23 protein-coding genes are annotated in these 26,396 nt (G+C 50.2%); 10 read left to right on the top strand and 13 right to left on the bottom strand.

Translation table 11 applies throughout. The annotated features are described in order from the left end of the window. Positions 1-169: 169 nt before the first annotated feature. Entirely contained in the window at positions 170-361 is a 192-nt protein-coding gene (locus tag K3G39_RS17305) for a hypothetical protein (protein WP_255594448.1), read from the bottom strand. A gap of 275 nt (positions 362-636) precedes the next feature. Between K3G39_RS17305 and K3G39_RS17300 the strand changes: the two genes are divergently transcribed. Beyond that, entirely contained in the window at positions 637-1,446 is an 810-nt protein-coding gene (locus tag K3G39_RS17300) for a M48 family metalloprotease (RefSeq protein WP_220627429.1), read from the top strand. Between the two features lie 40 nt (positions 1,447-1,486). Beyond that, entirely contained in the window at positions 1,487-2,392 is a 906-nt protein-coding gene (locus tag K3G39_RS17295) for a diacylglycerol kinase family protein (RefSeq protein ID WP_220627428.1), read from the top strand. Between the two features lie 6 nt (positions 2,393-2,398). On the opposite strand, the gene K3G39_RS17290 is transcribed toward K3G39_RS17295, so the two are convergent. Both K3G39_RS17290 and K3G39_RS17285 read right to left on the bottom strand, forming a co-directional pair. Next, a complete protein-coding gene (locus K3G39_RS17290) occupies positions 2,399-3,628 on the bottom strand; it encodes a metallophosphoesterase (protein ID WP_220627427.1) in 1,230 nt (409 codons plus the stop codon). Beyond that, a complete protein-coding gene (locus K3G39_RS17285; protein WP_220627426.1) occupies positions 3,628-4,263 on the bottom strand; it encodes an LON peptidase substrate-binding domain-containing protein in 636 nt (211 codons plus the stop codon). Before K3G39_RS17285 ends, K3G39_RS17290 begins: the two co-directional genes overlap by 1 nt. A gap of 157 nt (positions 4,264-4,420) precedes the next feature. On the opposite strand from K3G39_RS17285, the gene mtgA reads away from it, so the two are divergent. Continuing rightward, the gene (gene mtgA, locus K3G39_RS17280; protein WP_220627425.1) at positions 4,421-5,158 is read left to right on the top strand and encodes a monofunctional biosynthetic peptidoglycan transglycosylase; all 738 of its coding nucleotides are present in this window, start codon (positions 4,421-4,423) and stop codon (positions 5,156-5,158) included. After that, on the top strand, positions 5,145-5,639 hold the full coding sequence (locus K3G39_RS17275; protein ID WP_220627424.1) for a DUF4440 domain-containing protein: 495 nt from the start codon (positions 5,145-5,147) through the stop codon (positions 5,637-5,639). Before mtgA ends, K3G39_RS17275 begins: the two co-directional genes overlap by 14 nt. A gap of 75 nt (positions 5,640-5,714) precedes the next feature. Here K3G39_RS17275 and K3G39_RS17270 read toward each other — a convergent pair whose 3' ends face one another. The 4 genes from K3G39_RS17270 to K3G39_RS17255 all read right to left on the bottom strand — a co-directional run bounded on the left by K3G39_RS17270 (position 5,715) and on the right by K3G39_RS17255 (position 11,317). Next, the gene (locus K3G39_RS17270; protein ID WP_220627423.1) at positions 5,715-6,854 is read right to left on the bottom strand and encodes an App1 family protein; all 1,140 of its coding nucleotides are present in this window, start codon (positions 6,852-6,854) and stop codon (positions 5,715-5,717) included. 57 nt (positions 6,855-6,911) lie between these two features. Then, positions 6,912-7,748, bottom strand: coding sequence for a M48 family metalloprotease (locus tag K3G39_RS17265; protein WP_220627422.1), 837 nt, complete (start codon positions 7,746-7,748; stop codon positions 6,912-6,914). A 218-nt stretch (positions 7,749-7,966) separates the two neighbouring features. Next, positions 7,967-10,816 carry a pitrilysin family protein gene (locus tag K3G39_RS17260; RefSeq protein ID WP_220627421.1) on the bottom strand — a complete coding sequence of 950 codons (2,850 nt, stop codon included), beginning with the start codon at positions 10,814-10,816 and terminating at the stop codon, positions 7,967-7,969. 90 nt (positions 10,817-10,906) lie between these two features. After that, the gene (locus K3G39_RS17255; RefSeq protein ID WP_220627420.1) at positions 10,907-11,317 is read right to left on the bottom strand and encodes a hypothetical protein; all 411 of its coding nucleotides are present in this window, start codon (positions 11,315-11,317) and stop codon (positions 10,907-10,909) included. Positions 11,318-11,456: 139 nt separating this feature from the next. Here K3G39_RS17255 and K3G39_RS17250 point away from each other — a divergent pair, with 139 nt between their 5' ends. Further along, a complete protein-coding gene (locus tag K3G39_RS17250) occupies positions 11,457-12,524 on the top strand; it encodes a DNA topoisomerase IB (protein WP_220627419.1) in 1,068 nt (355 codons plus the stop codon). A 55-nt stretch (positions 12,525-12,579) separates the two neighbouring features. Here K3G39_RS17250 and K3G39_RS17245 read toward each other — a convergent pair whose 3' ends face one another. The 3 genes from K3G39_RS17245 to pgi form a co-directional block, all read right to left on the bottom strand. Then, positions 12,580-12,927 carry a hypothetical protein gene (locus K3G39_RS17245; RefSeq protein ID WP_220627418.1) on the bottom strand — a complete coding sequence of 116 codons (348 nt, stop codon included), beginning with the start codon at positions 12,925-12,927 and terminating at the stop codon, positions 12,580-12,582. Positions 12,928-13,075: 148 nt separating this feature from the next. Next, the gene (locus tag K3G39_RS17240) at positions 13,076-14,674 is read right to left on the bottom strand and encodes a hypothetical protein (RefSeq protein ID WP_220627417.1); all 1,599 of its coding nucleotides are present in this window, start codon (positions 14,672-14,674) and stop codon (positions 13,076-13,078) included. Between the two features lie 47 nt (positions 14,675-14,721). Beyond that, positions 14,722-16,371, bottom strand: a complete 1,650-nt coding sequence (gene pgi / locus K3G39_RS17235) for a glucose-6-phosphate isomerase (protein WP_220627416.1) — start codon at positions 16,369-16,371, stop codon at positions 14,722-14,724. A gap of 240 nt (positions 16,372-16,611) precedes the next feature. Between pgi and K3G39_RS17230 the strand changes: the two genes are divergently transcribed. The 5 genes from K3G39_RS17230 (at position 16,612) to K3G39_RS17210 (ending at position 21,913) form a co-directional block, all read left to right on the top strand. Continuing rightward, complete coding sequence (locus tag K3G39_RS17230) at positions 16,612-16,797, top strand: hypothetical protein (RefSeq protein ID WP_220627415.1); 186 nt, start codon at positions 16,612-16,614, stop codon at positions 16,795-16,797. A 119-nt stretch (positions 16,798-16,916) separates the two neighbouring features. Beyond that, a complete protein-coding gene (locus K3G39_RS17225; RefSeq protein WP_220627414.1) occupies positions 16,917-17,663 on the top strand; it encodes a beta-phosphoglucomutase family hydrolase in 747 nt (248 codons plus the stop codon). 36 nt (positions 17,664-17,699) lie between these two features. Continuing rightward, positions 17,700-18,521: a trehalose-phosphatase gene (otsB, locus tag K3G39_RS17220; protein ID WP_220627413.1), complete on the top strand. Its 822-nt coding sequence runs from the start codon at positions 17,700-17,702 to the stop codon at positions 18,519-18,521. Beyond that, positions 18,514-20,916: a glycoside hydrolase family 65 protein gene (locus K3G39_RS17215; protein ID WP_220627412.1), complete on the top strand. Its 2,403-nt coding sequence runs from the start codon at positions 18,514-18,516 to the stop codon at positions 20,914-20,916. Before otsB ends, K3G39_RS17215 begins: the two co-directional genes overlap by 8 nt. A gap of 58 nt (positions 20,917-20,974) precedes the next feature. Next, positions 20,975-21,913 (top strand): 1-phosphofructokinase family hexose kinase, encoded by a 939-nt coding sequence (locus K3G39_RS17210; RefSeq protein ID WP_220627411.1) that lies wholly within the window; start codon positions 20,975-20,977, stop codon positions 21,911-21,913. A 572-nt stretch (positions 21,914-22,485) separates the two neighbouring features. On the opposite strand, the gene fbaA is transcribed toward K3G39_RS17210, so the two are convergent. From fbaA to K3G39_RS17195, 3 genes are all read right to left on the bottom strand, one after another. Further along, on the bottom strand, positions 22,486-23,559 hold the full coding sequence (gene fbaA / locus K3G39_RS17205) for a class II fructose-bisphosphate aldolase (RefSeq protein ID WP_220627410.1): 1,074 nt from the start codon (positions 23,557-23,559) through the stop codon (positions 22,486-22,488). A gap of 106 nt (positions 23,560-23,665) precedes the next feature. Further along, positions 23,666-25,075, bottom strand: coding sequence for an exonuclease domain-containing protein (locus K3G39_RS17200; protein WP_220627409.1), 1,410 nt, complete (start codon positions 25,073-25,075; stop codon positions 23,666-23,668). 136 nt (positions 25,076-25,211) lie between these two features. Next, entirely contained in the window at positions 25,212-26,360 is a 1,149-nt protein-coding gene (locus K3G39_RS17195; protein WP_220627408.1) for an AI-2E family transporter, read from the bottom strand. Positions 26,361-26,396 lie beyond the last annotated feature (36 nt).

Raw genomic sequence — 26,396 nt, 5'->3', positions numbered from 1 at the left:
TTTGTTGCTGTTGCGCTACCATCTGAATGCTCTCTGATTCCACCAGGAGATACGAAAAAAGGAGCAGAAAACTTAATTCCTGCTCCTGTAATTCTCCAGTTTTCACGGAGACTTTTTCAGTGCCCTCTATTAACAGAGGTGGCTTTTTCGTTTTTAGAGGTTCTTCTAGTTAAGTCTGGTCTTTTGTTGTCTTTACCAGGTTGATACCTGCAAAGAAGAAGATCAATCCTACAACAAAAGGGACCACAGCGGTATATTGGCCAATAGCTGCGCCATCGCCACCCATCACAAAGGCATAAGCCCCCCAGATGATGCCAACTATTCCTAATATGGTCAGAATGGCACCGAATGTTCTTTTCATATTCATAATTTTCTGTTTTAATTGAAGCTGCTCTGGCAGCGATTTTAGTGTATTACGAATTTCATATAAATTAGGGTAGCTATTTTTAAATTCTTCAGCTAAACCTGACGCTTATCTCCTCTGGCAACACCATTTATTTCAAGGCAATTGCGTATACTTTTTAATGCAATAAAAGTATATGATGATGCAATGCATCCGGCGAACTATACAGCCTTTGGGAAATAGCAAACCAAAACGTATGGTATAATACTTAAATCTGGTAGAACTCGAGTATAATGAGAGGAGTCATAAAATTCATCGTCGCTATCCTGGTTGCGGCGGTATCACTGGTCACGTACTGGTGCAACAGGCAGGAAAACGAGTTTACCGGCCAGATGCAGCACGTAGATATGACCGTTGAGCAAGAGATTGCCCTGGGCTTACAGGCAGCTCCTGAGATGGCTTCGCAGTATGGTGGTTTGCATCCGGATGAACAGGCGAGAGCAGAAGTTAACGCAATAGGGCAGCGGCTTGTCCAAAATACCCGTGTGAGTGAAACACCTTACAAGTTTGACTTTCATCTGCTGGCTGATGAGCAAACTGTTAATGCCTTTGCTTTGCCTGGCGGACAGATCTTTATTACAGCAGGCCTGCTTCGTCGTCTGAGTTCTGAGGCGCAGCTGGCAGGCGTGCTGAGCCATGAGATAGGGCATGTAGTGGGTCGCCATTCCGCACAGCAGTTAGCCAAAGCAAAGCTGACACAAGGACTTACTGGTGCGGCTGCCATTGCTACCTACGATCCGGATAACCCAGCCTCCCGAACTGGTGCAGTGGCCGCCGCCATGATTGGCAAACTGATGAACATGCGCTATGGCCGGGAAGATGAACTGGAGTCGGATAGGCTGGCTGTACGCCTTACAGGTGAGTCCGGCTATGACCCCAGGGCCATGATTGAAGTGATGCGTATCCTGGCAGAGGCCAGTGGTGGCGCCAGCGGCCCTGAGTTTGCGCAGACACACCCTAATCCCGGTAACCGGATTGCGGTAATTGAACGTGCCATACAAGAGGAGTATCCAAACGGTTTGCCAGCCGGTCTGGTAGAATAAGTCCCTGCTTTCCATTAACAACTGACACCACCCCAAGCGTATGCAACAAGAAAAGAAGCTCAACAACCTCTTGTTTGTCATAAACCCCATAGCGGGTGACATTGACAAAAATGAGCTGGAGGATGAAATCAAGACAAGCTGTGCAGAGCATCAACTAACCTGTGCGATTTACCGCACTACAGGCGAACGCGATTCAGAGGAGATACAGCAGCGCATCAACGAGAATAACTATGACGCTGTAATTGCAGTGGGGGGAGATGGCACGGTTAGTCTGGTGGGTGCTCTGCTGATTGGTACGCATACGCCGCTTGGCATTATACCGCTGGGCTCCGGCAACGGCCTCTCCAAAGACTTAGGTATACCCCAGGACACCGAGGAGGCGCTGCAGCTGATACACGAGCATGTCGTGCGCAGCATTGACACCATCGACTTGAACGGGCAGCCTTCTATCCATCTCAGCGATCTGGGTTTTAATGCACTGGTTGTAAAACGGTTCTGCGAAGGAGACAGGCGTGGGCCCGGTGCCTATGCCTGGATTGCCTTGCAGGAATACATGAATTATGAGCCAAAGTTTTATCGCATCGAGACCGACACAGAGAATTTTGAGGGGGAAGCTTTCATGGTTACCATCGCCAATGCCAATGCTTTTGGAAGCAACGCGGCCATTAACCCGAGCGGAATTCTGAATGACGGACGCTTCGAGATTTGCCTGATTGAGCCCTTTCCCAAAGCTGCCGCTCCTGGTTTGCTGTATCGCATGTATACAGACAACATTGACGGTTCTGTCTATACCCGCCGCATTAGTTGCCACCGCGCTACTGTTTACAACGTTGACCATGAAGTAGTGCATATTGACGGTGAGCCGGCTGAATTAAGAGAGGAAATAAATGTGACCATGCACACTAAAAGCCTGAAAGTTATCCTTCCTATACCTGAAGAATCGTAAGATAAGCTATACCTCCTGTATCTGCTCTTTGGGCTGCAAAATGGTGCCGAGCTCCTTGCGGAACACGACTGTTCCGGGCAATGAAACGTTTTCTGCTTCTGTTACAGCCAGCGCTTCTATCCATACCTCACCGGTATCGTAGTAATTAAGCACAAAAAAACCACGCTGCTCCAGCGTAAATGTGGCTTTGCCGCCCTTTTTCACAAAAGAGGTTTTGCTACCGGACCCACTGACGATGTAATGATTATCCCGCACCTCAAAATGCTGGAGGTTGTGGTCGTGCCCCGCTACATAAACGATGTTGCTGAACTGGTGGAAAATGCGGAGCAGGCGCTTGCGCATCTTACGATATTTCCGGTGTGACATGTCCTCGTAGGCCCCAAAAAGCTTGCGGTAAAAGGGGTATATCGAACCGAAAATCGGTAATGGAATATAAAAACGCTTGTGCGCGGCTGTCAGTGGGAATATATGTTGTTTGATCGTGAACTTGCCACCATGAAGCGCATTACTGTAGAGTGGATGATGTGCCGCTACTACAATGCGTTGGTGTCTGTTGCGGCGCAAAATTTTATTCAGGCGCAGAAAAAATTCTTCAATGTCATCATACGGACAGCCCTGCGCTCGCCCCAAGGGCTTCTCACCGCGTTGTACCCACCACTGCGTGTTGATGATCACCAGGAGCAATCCATCTGCCAGTTGAATGGCCTCCGGTCCCGGGCAACCGTGGCGGGGCAGGTAACTATTTTCATCCTGCAGAGTTTCGACTACATACTTTTCCTGCCGCAGCATATACTCCAGCCCTTTTTCTCTTCCTTTGTTCCAATCGTGGTTGCCGCTCAAAAAAATCTTGCGACCCGCGTAGGCACCCATTTGTTGCAATAGGAAGTCCAGGCGCTCTTTGGCGGCAGGGTAGTGGCGGTGTGTTTCGGCAGGCATTCCTACCGGGTATAAATTGTCTCCCAAAAACAAGACGCTTCCACCAGGGCCTGTGTTGCGCTGCCATTCCTCCAGCAGTTTCATTACCGGATCTGTGCCGTCGGTAGCCACGTAGCCCACATCACCCATAAATGCAATGCTGTGCACCAGCCGCGCCTCCGGTTTGGGAAGGCACTTGCGCCAACCTACATCCGATAGTTTGTAGAATGGTTTGTTGCGGTACTTGAGCTCCTGCCAGTAACTGAACAGCCCAAAAACCAGAAATAGCACAGTAGGTATAATAATAAAGTAGAGCAGCATCAGAAATTGGGTGGTGTGAGGTTTTTGAAATGACCATTGAGCTTGACGCGCTCCTTCAGTTTCTCGGTTTCGGCTACGATGGGCAGAACCTGTAGGAGGTGCTGCAGGATCATCTCTTGCCGCAGGGCTTCACTGTTGCATTGCAACAAGGTATACTCCTGTTCCGTGTTCAGGCCTAAATGGTGGCCAACGTCAAACGAGGTAAAGTTTTCGGGGAGATCCATCAGGATACTGCTTATACCCAGGGCCGTGTACAGCTCCTGCAGCTTCTCACGTATTTTTTCTTTCGTTATGATATCCTCGTCTTCCTGGTTCTCTACTTCCTCTACCTGACCGCCAGCGTAGAGTCTGCCCGGTGCCTGTTTATCAAACTCCAGTATTTTAAAGATGCCCATACCTTGTGTGCGGATGTCCATTTCGCCGGTTTCGTACTTCTTCTCCACCTGCAGTAGTTTGATCTCCGTGCCATAAAGGCTCACCCCATTGTTGATGTAGGCAGGTATACCAAACGTGCCGCCGTTTTCGATACAGTCGTAGATCAGTTGCTTATAACGAGGCTCAAAGATGTGCAAATTCAGTTTCTCGCCCGGAAATACCACGATATTCAGAGGGAACAAGGGAAGGTATTTTTGCATGGTGTATTCTTTTGCTGGATAAAGGGCATTAGGGGTTTTGTCTTTGGAATACGGGTATGTTTAGGCCCGTGTTAAGTTATACAATTCAGATTAGCTGCTTTTGTTGCATTATAAGCCAAAACACTTAGCTTTGCGCACTTATTTTCAACCGCTTAAAATGAAGAAGAAACGGCTGGGCTTTCGTGAGATCAGGCTTATCGTCACAAAGCTTTTGCTGAGCCTCGTGCTCCTGAGTGTGCTGTGGGTGTTGGTATACCGCTGGGTGGCGCCACCTGCTACGCTTCACATGGTGAAACGCCGTGCAGAAGCTGGTGCAGCGGGCAAGGCTGAGCCTGCGATCAGGTATAACTTCGTGCCTCTGGAGGAAATGTCGGAGCAGTTGCCCCTGGCTGTGGTGGCCTCCGAAGACCAGCTTTTCCTGGAGCACAGCGGTTTCGATTTTGAAGCCATAGCGGATGCATTTAAGCGCAATCAGAAAGGAAAGAACATCCGGGGCGGCAGTACCATTAGTCAGCAGGTGGCCAAGAATGTGTTTTTGTGGCATGGTCGCAGTTACTTGCGCAAGGGAGTAGAGGCATACTTTACTTTTCTGATTGAAGTGCTGTGGGGCAAACAACGTATCCTGGAGGTATACCTGAACATTGCGGAGATGGGAGATGGTGTGTTTGGTGTGGAGGCAGCCGCTCAAAAGTATTTTAAGAAACCGGCCTCTCAGTTGGGACGTCAGCAGTCTGCACGGCTGGCAGCGGTACTTCCCAACCCGATCCGGTATTCTGCCGAAAGGCCATCAGCTTACGTACTGGGCAGGCAGGTGCGTATAGCCCGCGCCATGGGGCGCCTGGGTGGCACGACTTATATCAAAACCATACTTCCCGAAAAGGATGAAAAGAAATAAGTTTATCTGCGCATTGACGCTAGGTATAGGACTGCTGTTTACAGCCTGTCAGCACAACGAGGAGAAGCAAGTCAATCTTGCCACCGATGCACCCGTCCTGCACGATACAGCCGCATCAGAAGCGGAGGTGCGCCCTATGCTAGCCTCGCAGTCTGCTTGTTGGAGCCAGGGTAATCTTGATTGCTTTATGCAGGACTACTGGAAATCGGATTCGCTGTTATTTGTTGGTAAAAGTGGGCTGACTTACGGCTGGCAAAAGACCCTTGACAACTACCGCAAGAGCTACCCCGATCCGGCAGCCATGGGGGAACTGACCTTCGACCTGAAAGAGGTACGTCATCTGGCTGCAGACCACATGCTCGTGGTGGGCAAATGGCATCTGCAGCGCGACGCCGATCTGGGTGACTTGCAAGGTCACTTCTCCATCATCCTGAAGCGCTTCCCCGAAGGCTGGAAAATCATTGCCGACCATTCGAGTTAAGAGAGTTAGTGATAGAATGAGTTTGTGTGTGTAATTTCAATCATTGTATTAACAATTTAAAAATCACTCCATTAATTACTCATCTCCTGCAGCATCCACTGCGGTTTCTCTGGCGATTTCAGAAATTTCTTCTGTGTAGATGTAACCACATTCGGCAGCGTGTGCTGCGGCTTCCAAGGTTTGTTTTACCAGTACCATCTCCACTTCTTTGTTATCCTTGAACTCGTCGAAAATCTTGACCACTTTCGTGGCGTGTTTTTCGATGTTCACATCCCGGATGTAGATGGCCAGGACACGGCCCGGATGTTTTCGTACTACTTCGGCATAAATCTCGGCATCCTGTTGCCCGCTATCACCAATCAGAATGAACTTGAGCTCAGGGTAAGTGATGAGTATGTTTTCAATCTCTTTAAACTTATGGCTCATGTGATCGGAAGAGCCGAGCTTGCTTTCATCAATTCCGAAGTCACGGAGCAGGAGTGGCCCCTGCGGAATTTCATTCAACTCCAGAAAATGGTAAAGCAGATCGTACGTGTTCCAGGGACTGCTTGAAACGTAAAAGAATGGATTGTTGCGCTTGCCGTTACGCCCCAGCTGCAGCGACTTGTAAAAGGATGCTACCCCATGGAAAGGTATACGGGAGTGGGCGTTATTGAGCAGCACGTTCTTTCCGGTCTGCAACATGCTGGTGGCGCCGGTCCGGACAACGGTGTCATCAATGTCGCTGATAATGCCATATTCTGCGTCAGGCGGCGGTACCAATACATGCGCCTGTGCCTTTACCTCACCTTCAAAGGGTACGGGAGATGATGAAAGCGTGATATCGATTGTGTGCCAGATGTCGTCGAGCTCAAGTGGCTTTTCCGGGGCAAGGTTAATCACAAAATAACCCTCAACATCAGTTGTAATTTCGTGTTTCTGATCTCCCAGACACAATTCTATACGCGCTCCCGGTATTTCCCGGCTGTTAAAGCGTTTGTACATATTCAGGATGTTCTCCCACAATGTGTCATTCTCCTCGGACAGCGTGATGCCCTTATCGACCAACACGCGGCCTTTCACATAGAGGCGGGTAGGCGTGCCGTAGCTGCGGTAGGCTATAATGTGCAGCGGACCAAACATATTGAGCTTGCGACGCAGATTAAAAGTCAGCGTATCAAACTTTTCTTCTCCTTTCAAAACAACTTTCGCAGCAGTGTTCTTTATTTTTTTCATAGTCTGCAGGTATAGAGGTGAAACAGAAAGGCCTGCCATGCAGCAGACCTTTGTTGTTTACAGGTTCAGGCTTCTTTTCAATTCGTTAAAATCCGTGTTGGCGGCTCCGTCTGTTGCGCAGTTACGTTGGCTGGCCTGCTGCTGAATGTTTTCGACGCGGTTATCCGGGTTAGGGTGCGTGCTCAAAAACTCTGGTGGATTGCTGCCCTGGGCCTCCGCGTTGAGCTTCACAAAGAAACCGGCAGCTCCGTCGCAGGCATAGTAGTCGGTGCCATCCAGGTATACCACCGAAGCATTATCAGCCTCCGTCTCAGCGCCGCGGCTGAAACGCAAACCGGCCAGTGTACCTGCCAGCTGCGCGGCGATCTGCTGCAGCGTACCCGCATTGTTGCCAAGTGCCACTGAGAGCATCAACGCGATACCATAATCGCGCTGCAACTGCTGCACACTGTGGCGTTTGTCGGCATGGGCTATCTCGTGAGCCAGAACTCCGGCAAAGTGGTCTTCGTCATCCAGAAACTTCATCAGGCCGGTATACACGTAAATATGCCCACCCGGAGCAGCAAATGCATTCAGGGTTTCACGATCGTTGATGATCTTCACCGTCCAGACAAATTCATTTCTATACTTGATCTCGCCGGAATTGAGCACACGGTTCACGATGCGGTCGAGGTGGGTATAAGCTTTTTGAACACTGGCATTGCCGGAGCTGCGCTCCAATAACTTGCCCTGTGCCCGAAAGGTGGAATCTACCTGCTGCGATACCTGCTCACCCAGTTGGATATCATCCTGAATCGAAAAGATGACACCTTCATTGTCTTTGCAACTGCTCATGAAAAACACGCTGACAAAGACAAGCAGCCAGGGTGCGGTACGATTGATATACTGCATCATTTGATTAAGAGTGGTAAAATAGAATTAAGCTATGCGCAGGTATAAGCCGAAAAACAGCTCCTGCGGTTTGCTTAAAACTTACGCGGTTAGATTTTAGTATGCCCTTACGGATTAAAATTAGCCTTGGTTGGAAGCAGTACAGGCAGGTATAGCGCAGATAATAGTGCAAATAAAAAAGCCCCTGGATTGCAGGGGCTTTTTTTCAAGTGTAGTTTGCGCTATTTTACGGATGAGGTACCTACCGGGTTGCCGTTGGTATCCAGCTCCACCACTTCGTAGCTCAGCTTCTGCAGTTCTGGCAATACTGTTTTCTTATCGCCTACCACCACAATGTGCATTTTGTCAGATGGCAGGTGCTTGGCAGCCAGCGCATCTATTTCCTGCTTCGTCATGTTGTTAAGAATCTGCGTCTGCTTGCCTACGTAATCCTTCTTCAGGTCGTAGCGCAGAATACGGCCCAGGAAGTTCGCCTTCTGACCAGGTGTTTCGTACTGGCGTGCATCTGACTGACCGATTGAGTTTTTCATAAACTGCAATTCATCTTCCGTGATACCCTTGGTTCTGAAATCGTTGATCTCTTTCATGAACTCAACTACAGAAGCAGCAGTGGCATCAGCACGCACACCCGCAGAAGCTGTGTACGGACCAGCAAAGCGGCTGCCACCGAAGCCGGAACGGGCGCCATAGGTATAGCCTTTGTCTTCGCGCAGGTTCAGGTTGATGCGACTGTTAAAGGCACCACCCAGCACAAAGTTCATCAGCGATGTTTTGTAGTACTCTCCGGTTGCGTCGTAAGGCAGGGCTACATAGCCAATTCTGATTTCTGACTGCGCAGCATCAGGCTTGTCTACAAAGTAAATTTTAGTAGCCGCGATAGCAGGCGCTTTCACGTCAGCTGGCATGGTCACGTTTTTCTTCTTCCATTTTTTCAGGAAGTCAAGCTTGCCGATGATCTCTTTTTCGTTGATATCGCCTACTACTACCAGTTCAGCGCCTGTAGGCGTGAAATTGGCAGCATAGAACTGCTTCACATCGTCGAGGGTGATGCTGCCTACTGACTCTGTAGTACCTGAAGTTGGGATGGCCATGATGTGGTTTTCACCATAAAGCAGTTTGTTGTACACGCTGCTGGCAATAGCCGTTGGCTGTGTCGACTGGTTGGCTATACCTTCCAGTTGCTGCTTTTTCAGACGTTCAAAGTCGTCAGCTGCGAACTTCGGACGGAACAGGCGCTCTTCGAGCAAAGCCAATGTTTTGTCCAGGTTCTTTTTCAGCGACTGAACCGTTACATAGGTGTCTTCTGTACCTGAACCGATACGGATAGAGCTACCCAGTTTGTCGAGCTCGCTTGTGAAGGCTTCTGAAGTGAAGTTTTCGGTGTCTTCGTTCATCAGGGAGGCTGTAAGCGAAGCGATGCCCGCCTTGCCTGCGTTATTGGCCAGCAAACGATGTCCGCCAGGTATAGTCAATTGCAAGGTAACAGTTGGGATCTCGTCAGATTTTGTGCCGATCACCTTCATGCCATTCTTAAACTTCGAGGTATAGAAGTTAGGTACGCTCACGGCTTTGGCCTGACCCGCTACCGGGCGCTTGCTGCGGTCGAAAGTGTCAACTGCCTTGGTATAGCTCAATCCGCTGTAGTCCTGTGGCTGTGCTACCGACACGTTTGTGTCAACGGTATAGTTGTCAGCTTTGGCTACCATTTCCGGCTTGCCTTTTGGCACCACACTCAGGATAACGGAAGGTTTGCCTTTAATATACTGGTTATACACTCGCACCACATCGGCCTTTGTGAGCGCGTTGATGCGGCGGATTTCCTCCTGCAGGTAGTTCGGGTTGTTACGGAAGGTTTCGTACGAAGCCAGTTGCGATACTTTGCCACTCACGCTCGCCATTCTGTTTATCAGGCTAGACTCAGCAGAGGCCTTGTAGCGCTGCAGATCTTCGTCGGTTACGCCGCGTGTTTCAAACTCAGCGATAGATTTGCGCAGCAGTTCCTCCATTTGTGCCAGGGTGCTGTTTGGATAGGCCATAATGGAAATACCAAACTCACCAGCCAGCTCCGAAGTAGAGTTCATGGCAGAAGCCTGCAAGGCTTTCTGGTCTTTCACAAAGTTTTTGTAGAAGATAGAGTTGCGGCCCTGACCCAGGATCTCAGCAAGTACATCCAGCGCATGCTCGTCTTTGTGACCAGTTTCAGGCACCGGGTACGTTACACGCAGCATCGGGAAGCGCACATTGTCTTCGTAAGAAATGTAACGGTCGGCGTTGAGTGAGGCAACCATTGGCTTCATGTCCTGCACGGCTGGGCCGGTAGGTATAGCGCCAAAGTATTTCTCTACCAGCTTTACTACTTCAGCCGGATTCACGTCACCACCCACGGTTACTGTAGCGTTGTTTGGTCCGTACCAGCGCAGGAAGAAGTTTTTCAGGTCTTCTACGTTCACGCGGTTTAGGTCCTCGATATAACCAATGGTGGTCCAGGAGTAAGGGTGACCGTGCGGGTACAGGTGCTGCGATGTTTTCTCATACACAAGACCGTAAGGACGGTTGTCGTAGTTCTGACCACGCTCATTCTTCACGGTTTCGCGCTGTACCTCAAATTTCTTCTGCGTTACGGCATCCAGCAAAAAGCCCATACGGTCGGCTTCCAGCCAAAGGGCTGTCTCCAATTGGTTGCTGGGTACGGTTTCAAAGTAGTTGGTTCGGTCGCGGTTGGTTGTACCGTTCAGGGTACCGCCTGCATCCGACACGATTTTGAAGTGCTCTTCGTCAGCCACGTTGTCGGAGCCCTGGAACATCATGTGCTCAAAAAAGTGTGCGAAGCCAGATTTGCCCACCTCTTCGCGGGCTGAACCTACGTGGTAAGTCACGTCCACATGCACCACCGGATCGGAGTGATCTTCGTGCACGATCAGGGTGAGGCCATTGGCCAGTTTATACTTTTCGTAAGGTATAACCAGCTCATCGCTTTTCTTGGTTACCTTTTCCACGAGTTTTGTCTGCGCCTCGGCAGCACTGACCACACTGGCCGTGAGCACGATACTCAAACCGATTTTCTGAAGCATATTAATTTGTTTTAGGTGAACGATTGGTCTTGTGTTAGGACCAATATAATATAAAATGGTTTAATATTATAGAGGAATATAGACGAACGCCTATTTTGTCTCGGCAAACACTTGTTTTGCAAACATAACCGATACCGCCAGGGTCAGCAAGGCCACTACCAGCATGGCGGTTGTCAGCAGAAAAGCCATACCCGCGGTGTGGGTAGAGTTAGGCTCCGGCGCTTCCTGTACCATCTCAAGCAATCGGATAAAATAGGTGCCCGAGCGCCAACCGAGCAGGATTGTCAGTAGGCCAGCCTCGGCTGTGCCCAGCAGAAAACCCCAGCGCTGTCTGCGGTTCAGGAAATGACCTGCAATAAGGGCCAGCAAGCCACCGGCTATACCTGTGATGAGAGCGGTTTGGGCCTGCTCGCCGGCCACGTCGACGGCTACAGCGCCGCAGCCCAGCATGAAGACGCCAAAGAAGGCGTAGAGGTAAGAAATCTGTTTATGTATGGTCATGGGTATGTCTTAATATAGAAGCAAATATAAGCGGAAATGTTGAGCAGGTATAGGCAAATGCCATTTCGGAGCTATGCTGTGAATAACTTTTGCATCGGTTTGAAGTATTATGCACAGGAGGCGCCTAATGCCTCGACTGATGACAAAGAAAGAACTACACAACTTATATAAAAATCCAGCTCTCTCAGCGGAGTGGGCGGGTTTGCGCTATACCTCAGACGAAAAGCCGGGCATCACACGTAAAAAGGTCGGTACAAGTTTCACGTACCTGAACCATAGAGGGGAGAAAGTGACAGATGAAAAAACACTGGAGCGCATCAAAAAACTGGTGATACCGCCCGCCTGGACCGAGGTATGGATCGCGAATACGCCCAAAGGTCATTTGCAGGCTACCGGCCGCGATGCCAAAGGACGCAAACAGTACATTTACCATCCGGAGTGGCAGAATGCCCGCAACCTGACAAAGTTTGGGCGCATGATCACGTTCGGACATTCACTGCCTGCCTTGCGGGAGCAGATGCAGCAAGATATACAGTCCCGCCACCTCGACAAACGCAAGGTAACGGCGCTGGTGGTGTCGATTATGGACAATGCGCTGATCCGGATCGGTAACCGTGCCTATGCCAAATCGAATAAATCGTATGGCCTCACCACACTTCGGGACCGCCACGTGACCTTTAATGGCAGCACGGTTACTTTTGCATTTGTGGGCAAGAAAGGGGTAGAACAGAAGATCGACCTGAAAGACCGGCGTCTGGCCCAACTGGTTAAAAAGTGCAAGGATATTCCGGGCTATGATCTGTTCCAGTACTACGACGAGGATGGAGAGCGCCAAACGCTTGAGTCGGGTGATGTGAACGAATACCTGCGGCAAGTGACTGCTCATGATTTTACGGCGAAAGATTTCAGAACCTGGGGCGGCACCGTGCGCATGGTAGAGTGTCTGGAGCGCGTGATCGACGAGAACCCGGAAATTGACAAAGAGAAAGGTATAAAAGAAGCTGTTAAGGAAGTGGCCAAAGGCCTGGGTAATACGCCGACGGTTTGCAGCAAATACTACATCCACCCCGAGGTAGTCAACCTTTTCCGGGAAGACAAACTGATGAGTTTCCTTAAAAAGCACGACCCCGGCAAATCTAAAAATGGCCAGCTGACAAGTATGGAAAATTTCGTGCTGAAAATGCTGGAGAAAAGCCTGAAAGTTTGAGGTATAAATATGGTAGGGACAGGTCTCAACCCAATGCCGTCAACTTAAGGAGATGTTAAATAACTTTTCGCTTCTTGCTTTTGACTTTATGCCCTCGGTGCCGTTTTCTTTTAAATTTCCTGCCAGGCTTGACGGCCTCCCTTCGGCGCTTTATTTTAAGCTTCAGCCTCTGGTAGGCGGTTTCCATAGGCTGGGTCCCCAACAGCAGGCCGGCCAGGTTGTCCTTGACCAGCCCCAAGGCCACCGCGCGGTTGATCTGGTAGCGGTGCCTGTTGCCCTTGCCCTCCTGCTCCCGGTCGAGCTCCTGCTGGGCCTCCTCCACCAGTAAAGCACTTATATTGGCGCACAGCACGGCTGCGTGGAAGTCCTGGAGGACGCCGGTAAGCGGCTTTGAAACGCTCACTGTTCATCAACTCCCGAAGGCCTTCCAAAAGCCGAGCACCCTTTTTTTACTGTCATCCTCTTATCTGCTTCCATTGGATAGTATACGAAAACACTTAAGTTGACGGCATTGGGTCGCAACCTATCCCTACCATATTTATACCTGCTACCTAATTACCTTCCCTGTTGTAGGCGTGCACCCGCACGTCTCTGGTGGTGAGGTCTTTGGCTTCAGTACCACAGTCGATATCGTTGCCGCGCTCGGTGTCGTAGATGTGGGTATATTTGCGCCAGCCTTTTACAGCGGACTTATCCGTTATTTCATCTTCGCCGAGGCCGCCGTATACCGCTACCAGTATACCTTTGCCAACATCGCCTTCCAGTAAGAATTCATCATCACCGCTGAGTCCGTGTAGCGTGATTTTTTCGGTTTCGTTTCCGTAGAATATTCTTTGGTAAAGCACCTTTTCAGGTATACCGTTTTGTGCCGGACGTATTAGGATCACTTCAGTGCGTTCATCATCCAGCCTTCTCACCTCAAAAACATCCTCCTGATCAGTACCGGCAACAGTAACCTCACCAGCCAGAATTTCATATATTTCCTCAGCCACTTCAGGCAGTTGCTCGCGGCGGTTTTTCAGGTTCTGAATGGTGCTTTCCCCAATTAGGGTATAAACAGGAGGTGGCAGGTTTTTCACAGCCGTTTCAATTACTTCATCGGTGACCCTGTTTTGCATATTCTCTGCTATTGACACCCATTCTTCGCGAGTTAATTCATGGAGGAGGCGATCGTCTATAAAACGTGCGTTTATCATCAGAGCTTTTACATCTTTGATCTTCGGCCCGAAAGAGTTGAACTTGCGGGCCATCAGTTTGCTGGTCGCGATGAAAGGTATAGCACCATCATCCATTTTCAGAAAAACCTGGTCGCGATCTTTGGGTATGGGTTTATACCTGATGTCAGATCCGTCATTGTATGCGGCCCAATCCCACTGGCCCTTGTGGCGGTCCCAGTCACCGACCAGCATATCCAAGAGCCGGGCTCGGGCAAATGCCTTCTGATCAAAATGATGGGTGTTGGTTTCGTAGCGATTGCGAAGCGCATCCTCGGAGTTTTCAAAACCTGTCACATTTCCGAACATTTGCAGCGTGTCGGCTATACCTTCAAACTTTTCTTCGAGCAAGTATACCTTGCCCTGAACCGCTGCAGCGTGTTCCCCGAATGAGGTATCGGTTTTAGAAACATAATACAGGGTAGGAGAGGTATGGAAAACGCCAGCTGCCCTAGCCAGACCAGGTATTACTAAGGCCCCATAGGGATTGGCAGAAGAAATCTGGTCGCGCAAGATGTTGGTGACAAAAGTGGGCCGCCAGAATTTGGCTAGCACCTGCACCGGATCTTTATCGATGGAGCGGAAAGCGTAAATACGGCCGAGACTGTCCTGAAGCTGGTAACTACTGGTCTGGAAGCCGCCGCCTTTCTTCACAACTTTCATGCCGCCGTTGACCTTGTAAAGATAGAACACTGGTAGCTTAACGGGAGTAGTCCAGCTCTCGCGGTGGTGATTGCCCCAGAAAAGGCGGTGGAACCAACTACGGTCGTAATGCCGACCTGCCACGGCCCACACGCTGTCAGTGCCAGCCGGAGGCAGGTCATACTCCTCCGGCTGCACCAAAGCGTCCTGTTGGTAAAAATTATTGTCGGCACAACTGCTTAGCAAGAGCGTGAGAAGCAGCAGAAGCGCTGATTTGAGGTATAGGTGCTGCATAAGGTATAGATACCTTCCTTAAACGCAGCCTCGTCACAAGGTTTTTGCTATTTGCGTTTTTGTCTGTAGTAACTGATCAGTCCGGCTGTGGAGCTGTCGTGTTCGGTAGCCTTGTCGTTTAGCAGTTCTTCTTCAATCGTCCCGGCCAGCTGCTTGCCAAGCTCCACGCCCCACTGGTCGAAGCTATACACGTTCCAGATCACGCCCTGCACAAAGGTTTTGTGCTCGTACATGGCAATCAGACTACCTAAGGTATAGGGTGTGAGCATGTCGAACATGATGGAGGTGGAAGGCTTATTTCCTTCGAAAACTTTGTGGGGCACGAGATGTTCAAGTTCTTCTCCGGCCATCCCTTGTTTCTCCAGTTCAGCGCGAACTTCCTCCTCGGTTTTGCCTTTCATCAGCGCCTCAGTCTGGGCAAAGAAGTTGGAAAGCAGCATCGGGTGGTGCTCGCCGATCGGGTTGTGGCTATTCACCGGTGCCAGGAAATCAGAAGGTATAAGCAATGTGCCTTGGTGGATCAGCTGGAAAAATGAGTGCTGCCCGTTTGTGCCGGCGGCGCCCCAAATTACTGGCTGGGTCTGGAAATTCACGTACTCGCCGTTGCGCATGGCGGTCTTGCCGTTGCTTTCCATCTGCAGCTGCTGCAAATACTCCGGCAACAGGCGCAGGTATTGGTCGTAAGGCAGCACGGCGTGCGACTGCGCCTCAAAAAAGTTGGTATACCATACGCTCAGCAGAGCCATCAGCACTGGTATATTCCGGCGGAGTGGCGTATTTTTCAGGTGCTTGTCCATGGCCTCAGCGCCACGCAGCAATTCCTCGAACTTGTCGTACCCAATGGCGCAGGCCACCGACAAACCAATGGCTGACCAAAGCGAGAATCTACCGCCTACCCAGTCCCAGAAACGGAAGGTATTTTCCGGTGCGATACCAAATCTGGAGACTGCCTCAGTATTCGTAGATAGTGCCACAAAGTGCTTGCTCACATGCGCTTCGTTTATGGCTGTTTCGAGAAACCAGCTGCGGGCCGTGTGGGCATTGGCTATGGTTTCTTTGGTGGTGAAAGTTTTGGAAGCTATGATGAAAAGGGTTGTTTCCGGATCGAGCTTGCGCAGGACTTCTGCCGCGTCGGTACCGTCCACATTGGAAATAAAGTGCACCTCGATAGCCGGCTTCTGGTATTTTTTGAGCGCCTCTGTCACCATCTGCGGACCCAGGTGCGAACCGCCTATACCTATGTTCACGACATGCTTTACTTTTTTACCGGTATAGCCGGTCCATTCGCCGCTGTGCAGGCGGTCACAAAAGTCCTTCATCTGGCGCTGCACGTCCCGCACTTCTTCCAGCACATTCTCCCCGTCTACCATCAGTTCCTGATCCGTAAAATTGCGCAGGGCAGTATGGAGCACGGCACGGCCTTCGGTGGCATTTATCTTCTCACCGCGCAGTATACTTTCGATGGCTTCAGGCACATTGGTTTTCTCGGCCAGTTCGGTCAACAGGTCCAGTGTTTCCTCAGTAATGCGGTTTTTAGAAAAATCGTACAGCGTACCGTCCACCTCAAACGAGAATTTATCAAAACGCATCGCATCAGCCTTGAACAGGTCGCGCAAATGCTGATTCTTCAATTTAGAAGCGTGTTCCTCCAGTTTTTTCCAGGCTTCGGTCGTGGTCGGGTTGTCGGTGTGTAGCATGTTTTATTTTGTGTAGATGTCTTTGGCTGAAATTACTCTAAAAGCTAGTTTGGGGTTATTGATTTTAACTAAAAGCATTGCCTCTGGCCGGGTATAAAGTTAAGGTATTTTCAGGAGCGCACTCGAAATGGTATCATTTACTATGGTGTTGCGTAGGTCTAAAACCGGATACTTTCATTCAAAACGACAGTCTGTTGCGTATGTAAGGTATAGCAGATCATTTTATTTAAGAAGAAGATCATGAACGAAGATAGAATACAACCAGCAAGTAAAGATAAGCCAAAAGCAGGTATACTCCGCGAAGACGAAGGCAAACGCACACCTCCGGCACACACGGGCTATGTCACAGGCGGCGACAACCCGGCCAACAGACCAGAGCAGGGGCCTGACGTGCCGCCGCACGAACGCACAGAAGGTATACCTTAAGCGTTTATTCATTTTCTTGTGAGGTACACATGGTTGGTATTGCCAGGTATGTGTACCTCACAGCTGTGCCCGGGCTTTTGGCCCACCCGCTTTCCTGAATGTAAAAACGAATTGAAAACATGGATACCCTTCAGCAATATCTCCAGGAGAATAACATCAAGGCTTTAATTTTTGATCTTGACGGCGTTGTGACGCAAACGGCGCGGGTGCATGCCCAGGCCTGGAAGCGTATGTTCGATGCCTACCTGCAGAAGCGCGGCGAGGAAGAAGGCAAACACTACGAGCCGCTCGACATCGAAACCGATTACCGGGAGTACATTGACGGCATTCCGCGCTACGATGGTGTTCGCAATTTCCTGGAATCCCGCGGCATCACGTTGCCAGAAGGTAGCCCCGAAGACGAAACAGGTCATGAAACAGTAAGTAGCCTCGGAAACCTGAAAAACATGTACTTTCAGGAATTACTCAAGCAGGAGGGAGTGGATGTGTACGATGACACCATTGGCTGGCTGCAAAGAGAGAAGCAAAAGGGGATGCGAACAGCTGTGATCTCGGCGAGTAAAAATTGTGTGGATGTACTGCATGCCGCAGGTATAGAGCAGCTTTTTGAAGAACATGTAGATGGGCTCCAGTCCTCTGAACTTGGTCTTAAAGGCAAGCCTGCTCCGGATATATTCCTGGAAGCTGCCCGCCGGCTAGGTATAGTGCCCGCCGAGACAGCCGTTTTCGAAGACGCCCGCAAAGGGGTGCAGGCTGGTAAAGCCGGTGGTTTTGGACTGGTGGTAGGTATAGACCGTACCCACGATGAAGCCGGCCTCAAAGCAAGTGGGGCTGATCTGGTTTTTCAAAAGTTTCCTTCGATCTAACTCACCTTCTATACCTTACATCCCAAATCCAACCATATGACACAGAAACGTGATGCCCGCGAATTGCCTTCGGCCCTCGAACAACTCAACGAACTAAAAGCACAGTTTCAAGGTAGAACCCCCGCCATCTTCCTCGATTACGACGGCTGCCTGACTCCCATCGTGCAGCGACCCGAATTGGCAATTCTGTCTGACGAAATGCGGAATGCATTGCAGGAACTGGCCGCTGTAACCAAAGTGGCTGTGGTAAGCGGGCGCGACAGGCAGAATGTGGAGCAACTGGTCAAACTTGATAACCTGTACTTTGCCGGTTCACACGGATTCGATATCACCGGCCCGGGAGGTATGGCTTCGGAGCCGGGAGGTGCCAAAGCCGCGCTGCCTGCGCTTGACAAGGCGGCTGTTCTGCTGCAGGAAAAGCTCAAAGATGTGACCGGAAGCCTGGTGGAACGGAAGCGTTATGCGATTGCCGTGCATTACCGCAACGTCGCCGACGAGCAGGTAGAGGAGGTGCGCAAAGTTGTAGATGAAGTGCTGGACGCGATGCCGGAATTGAAGATCGGTCACGGTAAAAAAATCTACGAACTGAAGCCCAATATCGACTGGCACAAAGGCAAAGCGGTATTGTGGCTGATGGATGAGTTGGGCTTGAACAACGGGAAATACATACCGCTCTACATTGGCGATGATATAACGGACGAAGATGCTTTTGCGTCGCTGCAGGGGCAAGGTATAGGTATACTGGTGGGGGAGCACGAAGACAAAACAGCCGCTACATTCAGACTGGAAAGTGTGGACGAGGTACGACTTTACCTGGAAGATCTCACAGACACCATCAAGAAACAAAACCATGGCTGAGTGGAGAATTGTTTACGACCAATGGGTTGCTAAAGAACAAATGCTGCGCGAAGCACTCTGCACCTTAGGCAATGGCTTCATTGCCACCCGCGGTGCCTTTGAAGAAGTTAAAGCAGAGCCTGAATTAAATTACCCGGGTACTTATCTGGCCGGGGGGTATAACAGACTTACCTCCGAAGTAGCCGGCAAGCAAATTGAAAACGAGGACCTGGTGAACTGGCCCAACTGGCTGCCTGTCTCTTTCCGTCATCCGGGTGAGGAGTGGTTTCATATGAGTGGGGTGGAAGTGCTCAAATTCCGGCAGGAGCTCGATATGAAACATGGCTTGTTGCTCCGCTACGTGCATTTCCGCGATATTAAAGGCCGCGAGTCAAAACTCAGTACGCGACGCCTCGTCAGCATGGCCAATCCCCATCTTGCAGCACTGGAATGGAAGCTTACGCCGGTTAACTGGTCTGGTGAAGTAGAATTGCGATCTGCCCTCGACGGACGTGTAGTCAACAGCGGCGTAGCCCGTTACCGTTCACTGGCCAGTCAGCACCTGGAAACACTGTATCAGGGGCAGCACGACGAAGAAACGATGTTTCTTGTGGTGCAGTCCACGCAGTCGAAGACGCATATGGCACAAGTAGCCCGGACGCAGCTATACCTGAATGGTAAAGCCAGAGATGTATTTCCGGGGACCAGGATTGAACAGGGTTATGTAGAACATCAGTTTAAGCTGCAGGCAGTTGAGGGTGAGCCGCTGCGCCTGGAAAAGAGTGTGCTGATCTATACCTCCCGCGACTGGGCCACCTCCGAACCCTTGCTGGAGGCTTGCAAAAACAGCAGCAGACAGGGCATGTTCGAAGAATCTTTGGAAGAGCACAAGCGGGCTTGGCAACGACTCTGGAACCGTTGCGATCTCGACACGGCCTGCAATGAAAAAGTACAATCTGTTCTGCGGCTGCACGTGTTCCATTTGCTGCAATCCGTTTCAGGCCACACTGTCGATCTCGATGTGGGCGTGCCTGCCCGCGGTTGGCATGGAGAAGCCTACAGAGGGCATATATTTTGGGACGAACTCTTCATTTTCCCTTACCTCAACCTGCACCTGCCTGCCATCACCCGAGGCTTGCTGATGTACCGCTTCCGTCGCCTGAATGAGGCTCGCAGCGCTGCCAGAGAAGCTGGTTACAGAGGAGCCATGTTTCCGTGGCAGAGTGGCAGCAACGGACGAGAGGAAAGTCAGGTAATTCACCTCAATCCGCAGTCAGGGCGCTGGCTACCTGACAACACGTACCTGCAGCGGCACATCAGTTCGGCAGTGGCCTACAATGTGTGGCACTACTACGAGGCGACCGAGGACATCGATTTCCTCAGTTATTATGGTGCCGAAATGCTGCTGGATATTGCGCAGTTCTGGTCTACTATCGCTACAATCAACAAGGAAACCGGCCGCTACGAGATACTGCATGTGGTAGGCCCTGACGAATATCATACCGAATATCCGGGCACAACCGAAGTCGGACTGAACAACAACGCCTATACCAATGTGCTCGCTGTCTGGGTTATCCGGAAAGCACTGCACTTACAGCACGTAATCGGCGAATCGCGCTATGATGAACTACTCACCAAGCTGCACATCACCCCGGACGATAAGACGCGTTGGAAAGAGATCAGCAAGCGCATGTATGTGCCTTTTCTGGAAGACACGCATATAATCGCCCAGTTCGACGGCTACGACAAGCTCGAAGAGTTCGACTGGGAGAAGTACAAAGCGAGGCACGGAGAAGCCATGCGCCTTGACCGTATATTGGAGAGCGAAGGCGACAACGTGAACAAGTATAAAGCCAGCAAACAGGCCGATGTGCTGATGCTGTTCTACCTGTTTTCTGCTGAGGAATTGCTCTCTATCTTCGAACAGCTCAACTACGACTTTAAGCCTGAAAGCATACCTGAAAACATTGCTTACTATGAACAGCGGACCTCCCACGGCTCCACACTGAGTAAGATTGTGCATGCGTGGGTACTGGCGCGTTCTGACCGTAAAAAATCATGGGCAAATTTTGAAATAGCCCTTATGAGCGACCTCGAAGATATACAGGGCGGCACTACGGCAGAAGGCATCCACCTCGGTGCCATGGCCGGTACCGTTGATCTGGTTCAGCGCGCCTACACCGGCCTCGAGATACGCGACGATGTGCTTTGGCTCAACCCGGTGCTGCCAGATCAGATGCCTTGCCTGAATATGCAGCTACGCTATCGCGGACACTGGCTGGAACTAAATATTACACGCAATAAATTGATTATCACTTTCGACAGAGGTTGGTCTAAAGAAGTGAAAGTCGGAGTTCGCGGTGAGGTCTATACCTTCAGGACCGGTGATAAAAAAGAGTTCGATATTCGCCGATGAGGTATGTACCAGTACAATGTTTAACGACCTATACCTGAAGCACTCAAACTGATAAAACATGCCGAAAGTCCTCACCATTACCATTAATCCTGCCTTAGACAAAAGCACTCATGTGAAGCGTGTTCTCCCCGAAAAGAAACTCCGCTGCGACGAACCCATTTACGAGCCTGGCGGCGGCGGTATTAACGTCTCGCGCGCCATCCGCAAACTGGGCGGCGACTCTTATGCCTGGCTACTTTCGGGTGGACCCGCCGGAGAAAAGCTTTGCGATTTGCTGAAAAAGGAAGATGTAGAGTACTGGAATGTGCCTACCAAAAGCTGGACCCGCGAAAACCTGATGGTGATGGAAGACAGCACCGGTGACCAGTTTCGCTTCGGCATGCCCGGTCCGAAAATAGACGAGTCGGAGTGGCGACAGGTACTGAAAAAATTGGAAATGCTGGAACAGGTGCCCGAATATGTGGTAGCCAGCGGCAGTCTAGCCCCCGGCGTACCCGATGACTTTTACCTCCAGATAGCCGTGATTGCCCACAAGCGTAATTTCAAATTGATTGTGGATACTTCCGGTGAGGCCTTGGTGAAAGCGGCGGGAGAGGGGCTATACCTGATAAAACCCAACTTGGGCGAACTGGCAAAACTGGCAGGCAAGGAGCATATTTCAGCTTTTGAACAGGAAGAGTTCGCTATGCAGGTACTTGATGAGGGCAAGTGTAAAGTGCTGGTGGTATCGCTTGGCCCTCGCGGCGCCATGCTTGCCTCAAAGGAGTCAGGTATATACTATGTGGTTCCGCCCACGGTAATACAACAGAGTGCCGTCGGTGCCGGGGATAGTATGGTCGCAGGTATGGTAATGGGCTTGCTTCGGGGTTGTTCGCTGGATGATGTCGTGCGCTATGGTGTAGCTTCCGGCACCGCCGCTACTATGACGCCTGGGTCTGAGCTTTGCCGCAAAGAGGATACTGATGAGATTTATCAATGGTTGTTGAAGCATAAGTAGGGTTTGCTTATACTATGTACTATGGCGCGAGCTTCGTCGCGCATGACTGCTATCGTGGGGCCCAGGTATAGGTATAGATATAGGTATAAGGCTTTGAACTGTAGCAACTACAATCACAGGTATAACAACCTGTATTGTTCTATAGCTTCGCCTGTGCGGCGGGCACTCACTTTTTTCCTTGATGGGGTAGGGGCCCTCGATAAAGAAAAAATCAAGGGCCCCTACCCCCACTCGCTGACCGCTCTTGACAGGGGGACCCCTTCACCCCCAACAGTGGAGTGTCATTTAGGTGCATTTGGCAAAGCTATATCTTCGTAGTTTCTGTACAAGGATGTCTTGAGAGACCTGTCAGTGGTACTTTTACGGGTGATACAGGGCTTAAAGCTGTGAGATGGTAGCTACAAAAAATTCCCCTTCAAAGGGGGAAGGAAGTTAATCGTGCACGGATCCTTCTTTTGTTTTAGGTCATGCTGGAATGAGGTACCTCAATCCTGAAAATCCTTTCTAATCCTGATTCAGACAAAAAAAGGGTGAAGCTTTCGCCTCACCCTTTCCTTAATTATCAAGCCTGATTATGAAGCGTTTTTATTCACGCAATTCAAGTCTTCAAAAGCCTCTTTCAATCTGGCAATGAAGTTCTCTTCGCCTTTGCGCAGCCATACGCGTGGGTCGTAGTATTTCTTATTCGGGGAGTCGGCACCATCCGGGTTGCCAAGCTGGCCTTGTAGGTAGTCTTTCTTTGATTCGTAGTAATTTTTCACGCCATCCCAGAATGCCCATTGCATGTCGGTGTCGATATTCATTTTAATAGCACCGTAACCGATCGCTTCTGTGATCTTGGCTTTCTCAGAACCTGAACCGCCGTGGAATACGAAGTTCACCGGGTTGTCGCCTGTTCCGAATTTTTCCTTAATAAAGTCCTGTGAGTTTTTCAGGATCTCAGGGCGCAGCTCAACATTACCTGGCTTGTATACACCATGCACGTTACCGAAAGCAGCTGCGATCGTGAAGCGATCGCTTATCTTTTTCAACTCTTCGTAAGCGTAAGCTACTTCTTCTGGCTGGGTATAGAGTCTTGAGCTGTCTACGCCGGTATTGTCCACTCCATCTTCTTCGCCACCGGTCACCCCGAGTTCGATCTCTACGGTCATACCGATTTTGTTCATGCGCTCCAGGTAGCTGGCGCAGGTCTCGATGTTTTCTTTGATCTCTTCCTCCGAAAGGTCGAGCATGTGTGAGCTGTAGAGGGGCTTGCCATGTTGTTCGTAGTACTTCTCGCCGGCGTCTAGCAGACCGTCGATCCAGGGAAGCAGTTTCTTGGCTGCGTGGTCGGTGTGCAGCACAACCGGTACGCCATAGGCTTCGGCCATCAGGTGCACGTGCTGGGCTCCGGAAACAGCGCCTGCAATGGCGGCTTTTTGGTTGTCGTTCTCAAGGCCTTTGCCAGCAAAGAACGTGGCGCCACCGTGAGAGAACTGAATGATTACTGGTGAGTTAAGTACTTTGGCTGTTTCCAGCACGGCATTAATAGAGTTTGTGCCAATCACGTTGACGGCTGGCAGTGCAAAGTTATTCTCATTGGCATATTTGAACAGCGCTGTTACTTCGTCGCCGAACAATACCCCTGATCTGAAACGTTTTTCCATGAATATTTAAGTTTTATTTCGGTTTGAAATTAAGGATAAAAAATTTCTAAACCGAGAATAGATGATGGGCGCTTCAGAAAAGCGGGTCTATACCTTGCACCTGGGCCTAATCAAACACGAGCACCTTGTCTTTGTGCTTGCCGCGCATGTGGCCGCGTATGATCTGCTGCACGTCTTTGTTGTCGTTGTAGCGCTTTATTTCTGACTTGAAATCGCTGAGTGAACTGGCTGAAAAATACTCGTCCACAAAGCCAAAGCCGAGGTAGGTACCCTGCTCCACAACCACTACTGACTTCTCGCCTAACTCACGTCCCTTTCCTACAATCACAAAACTGTTATGCTCGTAGGTAAACGATTCGATAGCGGCATCCACGCGGGCATTGTACTTCTCGGGAGTCTCCTCACCAATACAGGCGCCTTTGCAGATGTGCACTTGGTAATCGAAGCAGGCACCCGGCGTTTTATAAAGGTCGCACAACTTCTGGCACAGGTTAAACTTTGACACCTTGTGGAACAGAAATCCCTTAGCCTTGAACTGGTTGGAGAGCGCAATGATTGGTGTCATGTTCACATCATCGGCCTTGTTAATGCTGCCAAAGGTCAGTCGCTTATACCCTTTGTCGTCTTCGTAAGTGAAGATGCCGGTATTGAACACACTGCGTCGCTGCTGGCGGTTGTAGTGCGGTTTCATACGCTTGATCTCCGCTGACTCAAACAACAGCGCCACCAGTTCGTTGCCCATCAGCTCGTAAGTGATGTCGGCTATCTGGTTCTTGAACTCAATGGACTTACGGCTTTTGTAGTCGATGTTGAAGTGCTGGATAATGCGCTTCTTGATGTTAATGCTCTTGCCTACATAAATCACCTCGCCCGCTTCATTGTAGAAGTAGTAAACCCCCGGTACTGTTGGCAGTGCGTCCACCTGCTCTCTGCTGATAGCAGGAGGAAGGAGCGAGGCCTTTATTTCATTTTTGAGTTGTTCTGAAGGATCAGCCAGGTGTTGTGCTCCGTCAATGACCGGCCGGTTGATTTTGATCAACTTGTCGAACAGCTTGGCCGTGGCTTCCGCATCGCCGATGGCACGGTGGCGCATTTGCAGGTCAATGTCGATGCTCTTACAAAGTTTCCCGAGCGAGTAAGACGGCAGACCAGGTATAAGTGAACGACTCAGGCGAACGGTGCACAGAGTTTTGCGCTGAAATGTAAAACCCAGATCGGCGAACTCTTTCTTAATAAAAGAATAATCGAAGCGCACATTATGGGCCACGAACACCATACCTTCTGTAAACTGCACGATCTCTTTGGCGACTTCGTAGAACTTTGGTGCGTCCTGCACCATGTCGTCGGTAATGCCGGTCAGTTGGGATATATAATAAGGTATAGGGCGCTGCGGGTTGATCAGGGTGCTATACTTGTCAACGATCTCTTTGCCATCGTGTATGAAAATGGCAATTTCGGTGATCCTGTCCTGAGTGGGCTGACTACCCGTCGTTTCAATGTCTATGATGGCGTACAAGCTGGTTCTCTTTTAGGCTTTTTCTAGCGGCCTTTGATCTGTTCCAAAGGACTATCCTGTAAACCAATATTCTTAGCAATACGTTTCAAATTGCGCCAGTGCTATACCTTGTGCAAACAGAATTAGCAAAGCCTCCTTACTGCTCAACCTCGCGGTCATCTTCGTAGCGCTCCTTTTTTGCCTTTTCGCGCAGTTTGTCAAACATCTTCCGGAAGCGACCTGATTTCTGTTCCTTCACATTGTCTATATCGGCCAGCAAAAAGCCAAAGGGCTGCAGTGGCTCGTAGGCATCGAAAAGCACCTTGAGTATGGCGATCATAGGTATAGAGATGATCATACCTGCCGCACCCCAGATCTCACCACCAATCAACAAGGCCACAATGGCAGCGAATGGGTTGATACTTACCTTAGAACCAACGACATAGGGGGTGATGAAGTTGCCCTCCAGAAACTGCACAAACATAAACACGAGCACCACCAGCACTGCGTCGAACAGACTGCCGGTAGTGGCCAGCGTGAACAGCGCCGGTAGCATAGCCCCAATCAGAATGCCAATGTAAGGTATAATGGTCAGGATGGAGGCAAACACGCCGAAGAAGATCGCATACTTGACGCCCAGGATAAGCAGGCCCGCCGAATTGAGCAGGGCCACGATTACGATCACGATCATCAGGCCGGATATATAGCTCTGCGCCACAACCTGTATGTTATCAATGGTATGGTTCAGGCTGCTGCGACGCTCTTTGGACACAAATTTATACATGAATTGCTCCAGGTGATTGCGGTAGTACAGGAAGCAGAATACGAAAATGGGCACGATTGTGATCATAGTGAGCGCCCCGGTGGTAAGAGAAATCGTGCTGCCGACAAAGGTGGTCGAGATCTCCCGCAGGCCGCCTACCATATTGCGGAACAATTCGCTTTTGTTGGCCGGCTGTATGCCAAAATTATGGTAGAGGTAATCCTGCACCTTCATCAGCAGTGCATCAAAGTTCTTTCCGATCGTATCCAGCTCCGAGGTCAGGCTGATGACCTGCATGGATAAAAACCAGATAACCAGCCCCAGTATAATCACCACCAACACAATACTAATCAGAATGGCCAGCGCCCTTGGGAAACGGAACTTTTCAAGGTCGCGAGTGAGGGGCAGCAGGAGCAGGGCAAACAGCAAGGCAAAAACCAGCGGCATCAAAATCGACTTGAAACTCTGCAGGATCCAGATTACAAGAAAGAGTCCCAGTAAAATGATGACAAACTTAAAATACCGGGGTAATTTAATTTCCATAGGGTGCGTCTGTATGAAGGTATACGGCCTGTGTTT

Origin of the sequence: Pontibacter sp. HSC-14F20 (genome assembly GCF_019599265.1) — a bacterium.
GTDB lineage: Bacteria > Bacteroidota > Bacteroidia > Cytophagales > Hymenobacteraceae > Pontibacter.
Note: the sequence above shows the minus strand (reverse complement) of the source record. Positions and strands in the feature narration are given on the sequence as shown.

Coding starts and splice junctions, on each gene's coding strand:
- K3G39_RS17305 (WP_255594448.1), bottom strand. CDS start 361: ATGAAAAGAACATTCGGTGCCATTCTGACCATATTAGGAATAGTTGGC.
- K3G39_RS17300 (WP_220627429.1), top strand. CDS start 637: ATGAGAGGAGTCATAAAATTCATCGTCGCTATCCTGGTTGCGGCGGTA.
- K3G39_RS17295 (WP_220627428.1), top strand. CDS start 1,487: ATGCAACAAGAAAAGAAGCTCAACAACCTCTTGTTTGTCATAAACCCC.
- K3G39_RS17290 (WP_220627427.1), bottom strand. CDS start 3,628: ATGCTGCTCTACTTTATTATTATACCTACTGTGCTATTTCTGGTTTTT.
- K3G39_RS17285 (WP_220627426.1), bottom strand. CDS start 4,263: ATGCAAAAATACCTTCCCTTGTTCCCTCTGAATATCGTGGTATTTCCG.
- mtgA (WP_220627425.1), top strand. CDS start 4,421: ATGAAGAAGAAACGGCTGGGCTTTCGTGAGATCAGGCTTATCGTCACA.
- K3G39_RS17275 (WP_220627424.1), top strand. CDS start 5,145: ATGAAAAGAAATAAGTTTATCTGCGCATTGACGCTAGGTATAGGACTG.
- K3G39_RS17270 (WP_220627423.1), bottom strand. CDS start 6,854: ATGAAAAAAATAAAGAACACTGCTGCGAAAGTTGTTTTGAAAGGAGAA.
- K3G39_RS17265 (WP_220627422.1), bottom strand. CDS start 7,748: ATGATGCAGTATATCAATCGTACCGCACCCTGGCTGCTTGTCTTTGTC.
- K3G39_RS17260 (WP_220627421.1), bottom strand. CDS start 10,816: ATGCTTCAGAAAATCGGTTTGAGTATCGTGCTCACGGCCAGTGTGGTC.
- K3G39_RS17255 (WP_220627420.1), bottom strand. CDS start 11,317: ATGACCATACATAAACAGATTTCTTACCTCTACGCCTTCTTTGGCGTC.
- K3G39_RS17250 (WP_220627419.1), top strand. CDS start 11,457: ATGACAAAGAAAGAACTACACAACTTATATAAAAATCCAGCTCTCTCA.
- K3G39_RS17240 (WP_220627417.1), bottom strand. CDS start 14,674: ATGCAGCACCTATACCTCAAATCAGCGCTTCTGCTGCTTCTCACGCTC.
- pgi (WP_220627416.1), bottom strand. CDS start 16,371: ATGCTACACACCGACAACCCGACCACGACCGAAGCCTGGAAAAAACTG.
- K3G39_RS17230 (WP_220627415.1), top strand. CDS start 16,612: ATGAACGAAGATAGAATACAACCAGCAAGTAAAGATAAGCCAAAAGCA.
- K3G39_RS17225 (WP_220627414.1), top strand. CDS start 16,917: ATGGATACCCTTCAGCAATATCTCCAGGAGAATAACATCAAGGCTTTA.
- otsB (WP_220627413.1), top strand. CDS start 17,700: ATGACACAGAAACGTGATGCCCGCGAATTGCCTTCGGCCCTCGAACAA.
- K3G39_RS17215 (WP_220627412.1), top strand. CDS start 18,514: ATGGCTGAGTGGAGAATTGTTTACGACCAATGGGTTGCTAAAGAACAA.
- K3G39_RS17210 (WP_220627411.1), top strand. CDS start 20,975: ATGCCGAAAGTCCTCACCATTACCATTAATCCTGCCTTAGACAAAAGC.
- fbaA (WP_220627410.1), bottom strand. CDS start 23,559: ATGGAAAAACGTTTCAGATCAGGGGTATTGTTCGGCGACGAAGTAACA.
- K3G39_RS17195 (WP_220627408.1), bottom strand. CDS start 26,360: ATGGAAATTAAATTACCCCGGTATTTTAAGTTTGTCATCATTTTACTG.